Genomic DNA, 12,713 nt, shown 5'->3' with positions numbered 1-12,713 from the left:
GAGTAATAGAAATTTAAAAAATAAAACCTTTAGCAATAAAACAATTATGGAACATACAGATAAAGCAATAAAAACGTTAAAGGGGCTTATTTTTATTCTTCAATTGAGTACAGCCAGTTATCAAGCAGCTTCAGAAGATGTTGAAGATCCGTTAATAAAAGAATCCATAATGGTTTATTTTCGAGAACGTTCCTTTTATCTGCTGCAGCTGCAGCATGAAATGAAAAAATTAGGGCAGCCTTACAATGATGATTGGGAAGAGTACTTAAAGGAAAGAGATTGGAGCTTGAAAAGTGCTTTCTGTCTCAATACATTCCTTTTATCCTGTATAGAGATGGAACAGAAACTTATTCTTAAATATAAATTATCATTACAGGAAATAAAATTTTATTCGGCACTCTCTTTATTGTTGCAGAACCAGCTTTTAGGAATCGAAAAATCACTGATTCAGATTACTAAATATCAGCAGAGCCTAAACTGATTTCAAAAATAACAAAACCCCTCACCATAATGGCCAAAGGGTTTGCTAAAAAACAGCCGTTACGTAATCCATATAATTTTTTATGATTATTATTTTTTTGGAGTGGCTGTTGTGTCAATTGTGGTACCATTCTGCTGTGTGCTGCCGCTGTTAGAATTATTTGTCCCAGGATTTGTATTTGTCCCAGAGATTGTGTCCTGACTTGTTCCAGATTGAGTTCCTGAGCTATTCATACCCGAATTTACTGCTGTGCTGTCAGTAACTCCGTTTTCATCATTCGAATTATAGTCACCAGATGTATTTGTTTTACATGCAAAGGAAAGCATCAATACGATAACCACCATTATCAATTTTGATTTGAATACAGTTTTCATAAATTTTAAATTTTAAGTTAATACTTGTTTATTTACTCAAATTTAAAATTCTGCTGCAGCTAACTGTTGCATGTTTTTAATTATATCTTACATAATTCAATAATAATCTTCAGCCATAACACAATAACTACAGACTGAATATCAATTAGTTAAAATTATATTACATTTCTAAAAAATTATATAATGAACAATTTTATATGGTGTTTACTTTTATGTAAACTAAAATTATAAGATCATGATTCATTTAATAGAAAATGCACCGAGTAATGTTGCAGCATTCCGTGCTGAAGGTGAAGTAACAAAAGAAGACTATCAAAATATTGTTATCCCCGAAGTTAACCGTGTTATATCCTCCATTGGGCATATTAATTTTTTATTGTATCTGGATACACAGGTAGAAAATTTTACTACTGGCGCCTGGGTACAAGATGCGTTACTTGGACTCAAAAATTTATCCAAATGGAATCGCGCAGCTATTGTTACCGACTCTGACACAGCAATCACTTTTACCAACGGATTCAGTTATTTTGTTCCTGGAGAATTTAAAGGCTTCAAAAAAGAACTTTATGATGAAGCCTTGACCTGGGTTTCCGAAGAAACGCTTTGAAATTCTTCACATTTATTAGCTGGTATATTTTTTTCAATAAATGAACAGCAAGCTCGACAAGCGTGCAAAATTATATAAACCTCTATAAAAATTCTGTAATAATATTTTTTGCATTGCGTATAGATTTGTACAATATCAATTCTTAAATCCTATTTATCATGAACACAACTGGAAATAAAACAGACAAAAACAGTACATCAAAAGATACTGGCAAAAAAACGGCCGATGGAGCTAAAAGCAGCAGTGCTAAGAAAACAACTGGAAAAGATTCCGGAAGTTCTGGAAAAAGCAGTACTGACAAAAGCTCTGGTAAAAAATAGACTGTCTTGCATAAATTACATTCATTGATACTAAGAATTAAATTGGAAAACCAATTTAAGCATTAACCTAAGCCAGGAACACTGAGTTCTTGGCTTTTTAATTTATTACAAATAGTGATCCCTGTTAGATTTAAGTATGAAAACAAAACACATTTTAGAAGATACCTCAAAAAGGACTTATCCGCTTCCAGATAGAAATTGGAGTTATTATCAGCAATGGCACGATACTACATTTTTGCATTGGAGAATTCCAGCCGAAAAAATTCAAGAACTGCTGCCTCCTGGTTTAAAAACTGACATATTTGAGGACAATGCATGGGTTTCTCTGGTAGCATTCGAAGTAAAAAAAATGTGTGTTCATTATTTGCCGCCTTTTCCATATATCAGCAAATTTAAAGAAATAAATGTTCGCACATACGTGATACGGGATGGCATCAGGGGAATATATATGTTTTCTATAGAAACTGATAAATTGATTGAAGTATTATTAACCAGAACCTTTATAGGCCTTCCTTATTTGAAATCAAACATAGAAAAAAACAATAACAGCTTTTTTAGCAGCAACAGAACCCATAAGTTCTTTCTAGATATCTCATTCCAGCCAGCTGGACTGCCGGTGGGCAAATCGAAACTTGACATCTGGCTTACTGAGCGGCATGCCCTCTATAATTACAAGCACGGCAAACTATATCGCCACGACATACATCACAAAGAATGGAATCTTAAAGAAGCAGTTATTTCCGTTTGGGATTTAGAATATAATTTCGAAAATTTATCTCTTACTGTCAATCCTGAAAAAATACATTTTTCCAAAAAGATTGAAGTTCTTTTATGGAACAGAATAATAATTGTCTAATACATTCAGCCAGAAACTAGCATCGGGCATACTAATTATTTCTATCTCTTTTTTCTATGAAGCATTTTTTTATAAAAAAACCTGTGATACATCGGGTATACCACAGGTTACTAACAAAACTTAATCATCACTTTAAGCTTCGTTTTTATCGTTAACAGAATCATTTCAGCTGCAATACTGTTACAATTCAAATTTATGCAAAGGAATACACCGCTTCTTATACAATTTCTGCATAGCGTTACATCATTTTACTCGTAGTATTTAATAGCATTTATTATACGTCAGGACCTTGCCTGAATCAAGGAAAATTCTGTAACATCGGCTGGTAATTATGTAAATATTGAGTGGTATCTGCAGGTAATTTTGGGGATTAGAGGATTGTCAATAATATTTCGGTTTACAATCACTTAATAAAATTTAATAATTAAAAATTAAAATATCATGCTTAACAATTTAAAAAAAACAAAGAAAAGAATTGCTGAAAACGAAATTTCTATCCGCCAAAACAAAACATCCTCAGAGTATGATATGGTAGTTTTTTGTCATTTAAGATGGCAGTTTGTATACCAGCGCCCCCAGCATTTAATTAGCAGATTATCAAAGAATTTAAAAACCCTATTGATTGAAGAACCAGTGTCTTTTGAGCAGAACGAAGAAAACACAGCCACTCTACTGCGTATTAATGATAATCTTCACGTATTACAGCCAAAAGTATCCAGCATCGAATCAATTGCTGCCATACTGCCACAGTACATAAAAAGTAAAAGCACTCCGATAGGATGGTTTTACTCTGCTTCTTTCAGTCCGCTGTTAACGTCTTTAAAATTTGAAATCACAATATACGATTGCATGGACGAACTTTCCTTGTTTAAAGGAGCTCCAAAAGTTCTTATTGATCAGGAAAAATATCTGATGTCGCATGCTGACATAGTTTTTACGGGAGGCAAATCATTATACGAATCCAAAAAAAAACTGCATACTAACGTGTATTGCTTTCCTAGTTCTGTAGATGAAACACACTTTGCAAAAGCTCAAACTGAGATTATAATTCCAGCTGATGTATCTAATTTAAAAGCTCCCATCATAGGTTATTATGGAGTAATTGACGAAAGGATAGATTTAGAATTATTACACGAAACAGCAAAATTACTCCCTGACACCTCTTTTGTAATGATTGGCCCATTGGCCAAAATTGATGAGTCGGATCTCCCAAAAGCTGGCAATATTCATTATCTCGGAATGCGTTCTTATGAAATGCTTCCTAACTATCTAAAAGCTTTTGACATAGCCATGATGCCCTTTGCAATTAATGACGCAACAAAATATATAAGCCCGACAAAAACGCTGGAATATATGGCTGCTGGCAAACCAATTATCTCTACAAAAATAACAGATGTAGTCCGAGATTATAGCAATTGCATTGAAACTATAGTAACCGCTGATGAATTTGCAAAAACTATTGTTTCTGTATTCAAAAAAAGAGACGAGCAGTTATGCATGCCGGTAGAATATTATAACATTCTCAAAAACACATCATGGGATACAACAGTCAGCAGAATGGAGTCTATCATCGAAACTTTTGCCAAATGAAAGAAATTGACATTTTAATCATCGGTGCTGGTATCTCTGGTGCTGTGCTTGCTGAAAGATACGCTTCGATTGGCAAAAAAGTTTTAATTGTAGAAAAAAGGAATCACATTGCGGGAAACTGCTATGACTACATAGATCAGAACGGAATTCTGGTTTCAAAATACGGCGCTCATCTGTTTCATACTAATGATGAAGCAGTGTGGAATTACGTAAACAGATTTTCCGAATGGTATACTTGGGAACATACTGTAGTTGCCCGGGTTGATGATAAAACGGTACCTATTCCCGTCAATATCACAACTGTAAATGAATTATTTGGAATAAATATCTCTACTGAGCAAGAGATGAAAAATTGGCTGGAGGAAAACCGTACACCTATCGAAAAACCTGCTAATGGTGAAGAAGCTGTATTGAACCGCGTTGGTCCTGTTTTATATGAAAAAATGTTTAAGCATTATACTAAAAAACAATGGGATAAATACCCCGCAGAACTTGATGCATCTGTGCTCGAACGTATTCCTGTGCGCGATAATTTTGATAACCGTTATTTCACAGATACTTTTCAAGCTCTTCCAAAAGACGGTTACACTCAATTATTCGAAAATATGCTGCAGCATTCCAATATAGAAATAGTTTTAGATACCGATTATTTTGATATTAAAGAAAAATACATCAGTTACGAAAAATTATTTTACACAGGTCCTGTTGACCGTTTTTTTGAATTTAAGCACAGTTTGACAGAAAAGCTTGAATACCGTTCTATCAATTTTGTGAGTGAAACCATTGATACTGCATACTTTCAGGAAAACTCGGTAGTAAATTATCCTGGGACAGAAGTTGATTTTACCAGAATAATAGAATACAAGCACTTTGGGAATCAACAGTCAGACAAAACAACTGTAGTGAGAGAATTTACAGTAGATGAAGGAGAACCCTATTACCCAGTTCCCAATCAGAGAAATCAGGAAATCTATGCCAAATATAAAATTGAAGCAGAAAAACTGATTGACATACATTTTGTTGGCAGGCTGGCCAATTATAAATATTTCAATATGGATCAGGCCTTTAAGAATGCATTGGATCTTTTTGAAAAACTGAATAATAAACCATCTTATAAAACTGCAGGATAATGGAGCTTTTCAATAGTTTTTTCATGGGAGGATATGAATGTGCCGACCACATCAATAGATCAGGAGAAAGAATTAATCTTCTAAAAGAAACCCAGCACGATATTCGTTTTGCCGAGGATTATGCCCTTCTTTCCTCTATTGGAATAAAAACCGTGCGGGAAGGCATCTGCTGGAGTGAGGTTGAAAAAGCAGCAGGAAACTTTGATTTTTCAGGAGTGCTTAACCGCATGAAAGCTGCAGATGAATATGACATACAGCAAATATGGGATCTTATTCATTTTGGATATCCAGACGGGCTCTCTCCAGCTCATCCCTTATTTTGTCAAAGGTTTGAAGCTTTATGTACAGCCTTTGCCGCTTTTTATAACAAAAATTCAAAACAGCAGTTATTTGTAGTGCCAATAAACGAAATAAGCTTCCTATCCTGGCATTCGGGCGATGTGCGAGGCACAGTACCTTTTGCAATAAACAGTGGCTGGGATATAAAATACCATCTATGCAAAGCCGCTATTTTGGGCATCAAGGCACTAAAAGCAGCCGATCCTGAATGCATTATTGTGCTGGTAGAACCGTTAATAAAAATTCACGGATGCGCTGATGATAATGTAATTCATTTACAGGAGTCAAACGAAAATCAATTTCAGGCAATGGATATTATTGCTGGAAGGATCTGCCCTGAACTTGGTGGATCTGAAGATTTTCTAGACATCTTGGGCTTCAATTATTATTGGAACTGTCAATGGAATTTAAATGGCCAGCCACTGCAATGGCCAGAAGATTTTCAAAACAGGATTCCTCTCTCGGAACTGCTCGTATTAGCATATCAAAGGTATAACAAACCTGTTTTCCTGTCGGAAACGGGGCATTTTGGAATGCATCGGGTACAATGGCTCGAAGAAATTACAGAGCAATGCTTAATTGCAAAAAAAAATGGCGTCGATTTAAACGGCATCTGCATTTATCCTGTAACAGACAGACCCGATTGGGATGATTTAAGCAGTTACTGCCAGTGCGGGATCTGGGATTTAGACAACAATGGCAATCGGATTCCAGATCAGCAGTACATTGATTCCATCAAAACAGCACAGGAAAAATTTAAGCAGCATAACGGAATCCTTGATTATGTGCTTCATTTTTTTAAATAACAAATAAAACTTATCCGATGAAAACAGCAAAAAACAAAACAGGAATCACCTTTAGCGCCTTTGATCTTCTGCATGCAGGTCATGTCCGAATGCTTGAAGAAGCAAAAATGCATTGTGATTATTTAATTGCAGGCCTTCAAACAGACCCGACAATAGACAGACCCGAAAAAAACAAACCTGCACAATCAGTCGTAGAACGCTACATCCAGCTCAAAGCCTGCAAGTTTGTAGATAAAATTATTCCTTACGCTACCGAACAGGATCTCGAAGATATTCTGCAGGCTATACCTATAGATGTCCGTATTTTAGGTGATGAGTATAAGAATGTCAACTTTACCGGCCGTGAATATTGCGAAAAAATGAAAATCCAATTGGTTTACAACAAACGCAATCACCGCTTTTCGAGCAGCGGGCTTAGAAAAGAAGTCTATCAATGTGAATCATTAAAATTAGTATAAAAATGATACATCCCGATACAGAAGTGCGTTACATAGGTCCTGAAAAAGGATATGGCCTTGTAGCCACAAAATTTATTCCAAGAGGAACTATTACATGGGTTCAAGACGAACTCGACCAGGTATTTGATCGATCCAGGACAGCTGATTTAAATCCTGTTGCAATGCAATATCTGGAAACTTATTCATTTATAAATAAAAAGGGAGAATTTGTATTGTGCTGGGATAATGGCAAATATGTAAATCATAGCTTTTTACCCAACTGTTTCAGTACTGCCTATGATTTTGAAATTGCCATAAAAGACATTAATCCAGGCGAAGAACTGACCGACGATTATGGTTATCTCAATGTAGAAAAGCCTTTTGATGCAATTGATGAAGGCACTGCGAGAAAACGTGTGTACCCAGATGACATTCTGCATTTCTATAAAGAGTGGGATCAGCTGATTGCACAGAACGCACCAAAAGTGCTAGATGTACAACAAGTTTTGGCGAACTTTATTCCTGATTATGTCTGGAAAGAGTTTCTCAACGCTATCAAGAACCCTGAAGAAATGAAATCCATATTGGAATGTCATTTTAACCGAAATGTTCTTCAAGCTGTATAATTTAATCAATATAAAAACATTTGTTATGCCTTCAGAAACTGTTAAAAAATGCAGCAGGATCCTGGCTAAGCTGGGATGGAACATCGCTTTTGCTGAAAGTGCTACAGCAGGAAGAATGTGTTCCGAATTTTCTTTAACTGAGGATTCTGGCAAAATACTCCGTGGCGGTATATCCTGTTATGAAGTTTTTGTCAAAGAACAGATTATGCATTTGCCACATAGCTATATTGAGCAATACACACCTGAATCTGCTCAAGTGACACAAAAACTTGCCGAGGCCTGCTACAAGATTTTTAATGCAAAAATAACGGTGGCAGTAACAGGACTGACCACACCAGGAGGAAGCGAAAGTCCAGAAAAGCCGGTAGGAACTATTTTCCTTCATATAATAACGCCGGGCGCAAAAATAAATCATCGTGAGGTTTTTTTGGGTACTCCCGAAGAGATCGTGATTCAGTCCATAGACAAAGCAGCAGGCCTTATAATCAATAGCATTACTCGCATTTAATCAATAAAAACAGATATTATGAACACTTCAAATCAAAAAAACAGTACCGCTCAAAATAATAACGATTATAAAGAGCTGCCAGAGATCAATCCAATTAATAATTTTAACAATGAAACTAAAGAGAACGATGATCCTGATGAGGAAATTATAACCAATGATCAGGAAGAAGATGTAATTACTAATGATGAAGAAAATTTAGACCGTGATCTATTAAATCCTTCAGAAGAAATTGATAGAAAAATAGATGAGGACGATCCTTTAATTCATCTTAAAAAATTATAAGTCCGTTCTTTTTTAGCAATACCATTTTTTGTGTACAAATACAAGTTGCAAGTTTTGCGGAATATGTTACATCATTTCCACTAATGAAACTGCGCTATGACAATTTGCAGTAACTTTGATTCATACCGCTTATATCATGAAACCAGCAGAGAACCAAAATCCACAAAAGACTGAACAGAACTTTCCAGTAGTTGGAATTGGAGCATCAGCAGGAGGCCTAAATGCTTTCAAAAAATTACTGCAGGCAATACCCGAAAAATCAGGAATGGCTTATGTAATTGTACAGCATCTGTCACCAGACTATGATAGCAGACTCGCCGAAATACTAGCACAATCTACGGTTCTTCCTGTTCATGAAATTATCAATAATATTAATCTAGCGCCCGATAACGTTTATATTATCCCCGAAAATCATACATTAACATCTTTTGATGGAGTACTGCAGTTAGAAAAACGCAGCCGCAATATGTTAAGGAACAACAGTATCGATATCTTTTTTGAATCACTTGCAGCAGTTCATAAAAGCTATGCTATTGGGGTAATTTTATCGGGTACCGCCTTTGATGGAACTTTAGGCCTCAAGAAAATTAAAGAGGAAGGAGGAGCAACAATTGCACAAGATCCTGACACTGCTGATTTCAAAAGCATGCCGTTGAGCGCCATTGAATCGGATGCTGTGGATTATGTGCTGACTCCAGAAAACATTCCGGAACAGCTGCTAAAAATACACAGCACTTATCAAACCAACCAAGGATACAATGATAATGACGATTTAAGCAATGATAATGATGAGATTTTAGAAAGAATAATCAATGTAATTTTTTTAAGATATGGGAATGATTTCCGCCATTATAAGCAGGCAACCTTGCGAAGACGCATTACCAGACGCATGGTAAGCTTAAAAAAAGAGAATCTGGAAGATTATTACAATACACTTAAAAATGATAAGACAGAACAGGATTCTCTTTTTTATGATTTACTCATTCCAGTTACCTATTTTTTCCGAGACATCAATTTTTTTGTGGCTTTACCAAAAACTGTATTTCCTCAATTAATACAAAATGCGCAAGATAACCGTTTACGCATCTGGATTGCTGGCTGTTCTACTGGAGAAGAAGCTTATTCTATCGCGATTAGCCTCCATGAATACCTAATTGAAAATAATCTGGCTGGAATGCAGATACAGCTGTTTGCTTCGGACATTTCAGAAAAAAATATTGCAAAAGCACGAACCGCCATGTATTCACCACAAGATGTCCAGCTGCTTTCAGAATCAAGAATCGATAATTATTTTACAAAACGAAACGGTCTTTATCATATTAACAAAGTGATTCGTGATATGTGTGTTTTTGCAGTTCATAATTTTGTTCAAGACCCGCCTTTTGCTAAAATTGATCTGGTATCGTGCAGGAACGTTTTAATCTATTTTGATAATTACCTGCAAGATAAAGCATTAAATGCTTTTTATTATTCGCTTAAAGAAAAAGGATATTTACTATTAGGCAAATCAGAAACGGCATCAAATACTCCGAATCTTTTTGAACAGATCGACAAAGCTGAAAAAATCTATTCAAAAAAATCTGCATCAGGACGTTTTGTTCCCGAATTTTATAAATCGCCCAGCATCGGCATTCGTCGCAAAATTGCGGTAAACGAGAAAAGTGGAGTTCTCGAAACTGATTATAAAAAAATAGCATCCGATATTTTAATTGCGAAATACACTCCTGCCAGCGTAATTATAAACCAATATCAGGAAATTGTTCATTTTCATGGTGACACAAGCCCTTTCCTGCAGCCTTCGCCAGGCAAGCCAAATTTCAACATCTTAAAAATGGCGAAAGAAGAAATCAGTTTTGAATTAAGAGAGGCAATAGTAGAGGCAAATAAATTTAAAAAAGCTGTCAACAGAGAAAATATAACCAAAAAAAGCCTGCCTTACCTTGTATCGATAGAAATCCTGCCATTACATGCAAATGATTCCCATAGCATGATTCTGTTTTATAAAAAACCTTTGCCTCAAATTCCGGATACTTCTAAACTAAAAAGCAAAGATGCCAGCCAAAAACGAATCATCGATCTTGAAAATGAAGTATCACATTTGCGCGACGACATAAAAAGAATAACCGAAGAACAGCAGACGGCTTTTGAAGAGCTTCAAACATCAAACGAAGAATTATTGAGAAGTACCGAAGAACTGCAGGCAATGAACGAAGAACTGGAAACATCTACTGAAGAGCTTCAATCCAATAATGAAGAATTAATGTGTGTAAATGACGAGCTTATGGATCGTCAGGAACAGTTGATTTCCCTCCGTAATTATTCTGAATCTATTATAAAAACAATACGGCAGCCTCTAATCATAATAGATAAGGATTTCATTATAAAAAGTGCCAATTCTGCTTATTACAAATATTTCAATACCACAGAACAGGAAACCGAAGGTCATTCTTTTTTCAGTATTGGTGACTGCCAGTGGGATATTCCCGAATTCAAAGAACTTCTTAATAAACTCCTCCAAGACAAAGTGACTGTTGAAGATTTTAAGGTAGATACCCATTGTAAAGATATTGGTAAAAAAATCATGATGGTAAATGCCCGACGCATTGTCGATGCCAAACCAGCAGGAATGATTCTTGTGGCATTAGAAGACATTACTGATCTGGCACATGCCAATACAATGCTTATTGAAACTAATAATACACTTCAAAAATATAATGCGCAACTAGAACAGTTCAGCACTTCGGCAAGTCACGATCTGCAGGAACCGCTTCGCAAGGTGCAAATGTTTTCTCAAAAAATCTTAGAAACTGACAAAGACCTTTCCGAATCAAGCAGGCATAATTTAAAGCGTATATTATTTTCAGCCGCAAACATGAGTCAATTAGTTACCGATTTAATCGAGTATAGCCGTATCGGACTCACAGATAAGCAATTCAAAAAAACAAGCCTGAATATGCTTATCAAGAAAATCATTCAGGATATGAAAGATATTTTAGCTGAAAAAAATGCCGTAGTCACCTATACAGATTTACCAGATATTAATGCAGTTCCTTTTCAAATCCAGCAATTATTTACCAATTTGATCAGTAATTCAGTAAAATATTCAAAACCAGGAATACCACCAGAAATTCATATTAAAGCGGAACCTGCTAGCCCTGAACAATTAAAAGAAATGAATAAGAATTTAAGCGGCAGTTTTATAAAAATTACCGTGAGTGACAATGGGATAGGTTTTGGAAAAGAATATGCTGATCGAGTTTTTGATCCTTTTTACAGACTCCACAGCCATGACGAATATCCCGGCAGTGGCATTGGACTTTCCCTTTCTAAAAAAATAGTGGAGAATCATAGAGGAATAATTACAGCGCAAAGCGAAATCAATATTGGTACGGCTGTTACTATTTTCTTTCCTCAGTATTAAAAAAATAATGACCGAAGCCTCAATGACAAACAGAGTCCTAAATGCTATAACAGTAAGTTACGACTTTTAATAATTAATGGCATAAAATGTATAACGGAGAGGCTATTTTGTCCAAACTAAAAAGTATGTGTAAAGACTACCCCAAAAGCCTTTTAGCAGCACTTACTTTTTATTTCCCTGATAAACAACCAGTTTTAAGGAATTGATGTAGTCTGTATCAAATTCTATGACTCTTATTTTATGGAGCTTAAAACTCATTTCGCCTTCAAAATCACCTTCCGTTCCCATAAAATCTATTATGAGTTCTTCGTCATTTAATTCTATGAGCTTGCCAAGATAAACCGCTTTGTCTGATTTTGTTGCAATCTGGAAAATCTCATATCTGTCCGCTAGAAAAAAAATAATTGAAGGCAGATCTTTAAGCGGGATTATTTCCTCCGCACTTGTTTTTAAACCTTTAAGCTTTATTACTTTTTCTGTGAATTCATGATCCTTGTCTTGGATAATTGACTTTACATTCTTATTTTTTAATATGGTATAGCCATCAATTATAAAATCAACAGGATTGTTTTTCAGTAAAATCCAGTCTTCTGTCCAATCAATAAGAAAACCGCTGAAGATGTCTTTCTTGTCTTCAAATTCTATTGAAATTAATTGCCGTAAATATTTTTCCATTATGCTTTTTTATTTTTACTACACTTTGCTACTACTATCCTATTTTCAGGTTTAGCTGTCATGGTCTAGTTCAAAGTTAGTACAGTCCTGGTCTATCATTTTTTTTAATTCTTCTTCTTTTGGCAGATAAAGACGGTACTTGCTTGCGAATAGATACTCATTTTCGGCCAATACCAAATATTTTACTATGGTTTCATATGTTCTTCGTTTTCTATTCTGGAAATAATTCTGTAATGAGCCAGCTCAATTCGGTACGCAGTG

At 35.4% G+C, this 12,713-nt stretch carries 14 protein-coding genes; 12 read left to right on the top strand and 2 right to left on the bottom strand.

Features of this window, described 5'->3' with window-relative positions; all coding sequences use genetic code 11:
* The first annotated feature begins 46 nt into the window (after positions 1-46).
* On the top strand, positions 47-481 hold the full coding sequence (locus tag ABEG11_RS15430; RefSeq protein WP_348825073.1) for a hypothetical protein: 435 nt from the start codon (positions 47-49) through the stop codon (positions 479-481).
* Positions 482-570: 89 nt separating this feature from the next.
* Here the strand turns inward: ABEG11_RS15430 and ABEG11_RS15425 are convergent, their stop codons facing one another.
* Positions 571-855 carry a hypothetical protein gene (locus ABEG11_RS15425; protein ID WP_348825072.1) on the bottom strand — a complete coding sequence of 95 codons (285 nt, stop codon included), beginning with the start codon at positions 853-855 and terminating at the stop codon, positions 571-573.
* A gap of 235 nt (positions 856-1,090) precedes the next feature.
* On the opposite strand from ABEG11_RS15425, the gene ABEG11_RS15420 reads away from it, so the two are divergent.
* The 11 genes from ABEG11_RS15420 (at position 1,091) to ABEG11_RS15370 (ending at position 11,777) form a co-directional block, all read left to right on the top strand.
* The gene (locus ABEG11_RS15420; protein ID WP_348825071.1) at positions 1,091-1,462 is read left to right on the top strand and encodes a SpoIIAA family protein; all 372 of its coding nucleotides are present in this window, start codon (positions 1,091-1,093) and stop codon (positions 1,460-1,462) included.
* 158 nt (positions 1,463-1,620) lie between these two features.
* On the top strand, positions 1,621-1,782 hold the full coding sequence (locus ABEG11_RS15415) for a hypothetical protein (RefSeq protein ID WP_348825070.1): 162 nt from the start codon (positions 1,621-1,623) through the stop codon (positions 1,780-1,782).
* Between the two features lie 136 nt (positions 1,783-1,918).
* Positions 1,919-2,638 (top strand): YqjF family protein, encoded by a 720-nt coding sequence (locus tag ABEG11_RS15410; protein WP_348825069.1) that lies wholly within the window; start codon positions 1,919-1,921, stop codon positions 2,636-2,638.
* Between the two features lie 441 nt (positions 2,639-3,079).
* Positions 3,080-4,228 (top strand): glycosyltransferase, encoded by a 1,149-nt coding sequence (locus ABEG11_RS15405; protein WP_348825068.1) that lies wholly within the window; start codon positions 3,080-3,082, stop codon positions 4,226-4,228.
* Positions 4,174-5,358 (top strand): UDP-galactopyranose mutase, encoded by a 1,185-nt coding sequence (glf, locus tag ABEG11_RS15400; RefSeq protein ID WP_348825067.1) that lies wholly within the window; start codon positions 4,174-4,176, stop codon positions 5,356-5,358. Before ABEG11_RS15405 ends, glf begins: the two co-directional genes overlap by 55 nt.
* Positions 5,358-6,503, top strand: coding sequence for a hypothetical protein (locus ABEG11_RS15395; RefSeq protein WP_348825066.1), 1,146 nt, complete (start codon positions 5,358-5,360; stop codon positions 6,501-6,503). Before glf ends, ABEG11_RS15395 begins: the two co-directional genes overlap by 1 nt.
* 17 nt (positions 6,504-6,520) lie before the next feature.
* A complete protein-coding gene (locus ABEG11_RS15390; RefSeq protein WP_348825065.1) occupies positions 6,521-6,961 on the top strand; it encodes an adenylyltransferase/cytidyltransferase family protein in 441 nt (146 codons plus the stop codon).
* Positions 6,962-6,963: 2 nt separating this feature from the next.
* Positions 6,964-7,566, top strand: coding sequence for an SET domain-containing protein (locus tag ABEG11_RS15385; protein WP_348825064.1), 603 nt, complete (start codon positions 6,964-6,966; stop codon positions 7,564-7,566).
* 25 nt (positions 7,567-7,591) lie between these two features.
* Positions 7,592-8,074 (top strand): CinA family protein, encoded by a 483-nt coding sequence (locus tag ABEG11_RS15380; RefSeq protein WP_348825063.1) that lies wholly within the window; start codon positions 7,592-7,594, stop codon positions 8,072-8,074.
* A gap of 18 nt (positions 8,075-8,092) precedes the next feature.
* Positions 8,093-8,356, top strand: coding sequence for a hypothetical protein (locus ABEG11_RS15375; RefSeq protein ID WP_348825062.1), 264 nt, complete (start codon positions 8,093-8,095; stop codon positions 8,354-8,356).
* Between the two features lie 136 nt (positions 8,357-8,492).
* Positions 8,493-11,777 (top strand): chemotaxis protein CheB, encoded by a 3,285-nt coding sequence (locus ABEG11_RS15370; protein WP_348825061.1) that lies wholly within the window; start codon positions 8,493-8,495, stop codon positions 11,775-11,777.
* A gap of 162 nt (positions 11,778-11,939) precedes the next feature.
* Here the strand turns inward: ABEG11_RS15370 and ABEG11_RS15365 are convergent, their stop codons facing one another.
* The gene (locus ABEG11_RS15365; protein ID WP_348825060.1) at positions 11,940-12,452 is read right to left on the bottom strand and encodes a hypothetical protein; all 513 of its coding nucleotides are present in this window, start codon (positions 12,450-12,452) and stop codon (positions 11,940-11,942) included.
* Positions 12,453-12,713: the final 261 nt, after the last annotated feature.

Origin of the sequence: Flavobacterium aestuarii (assembly GCF_040049115.1) — a bacterium.
In the GTDB taxonomy this organism is placed as follows: Bacteria; Bacteroidota; Bacteroidia; order Flavobacteriales; family Flavobacteriaceae; genus Flavobacterium; species Flavobacterium aestuarii.
The sequence above is the reverse complement of the archived record's forward strand: the minus strand, read 5'-3'. Positions and strand labels throughout refer to the sequence as shown.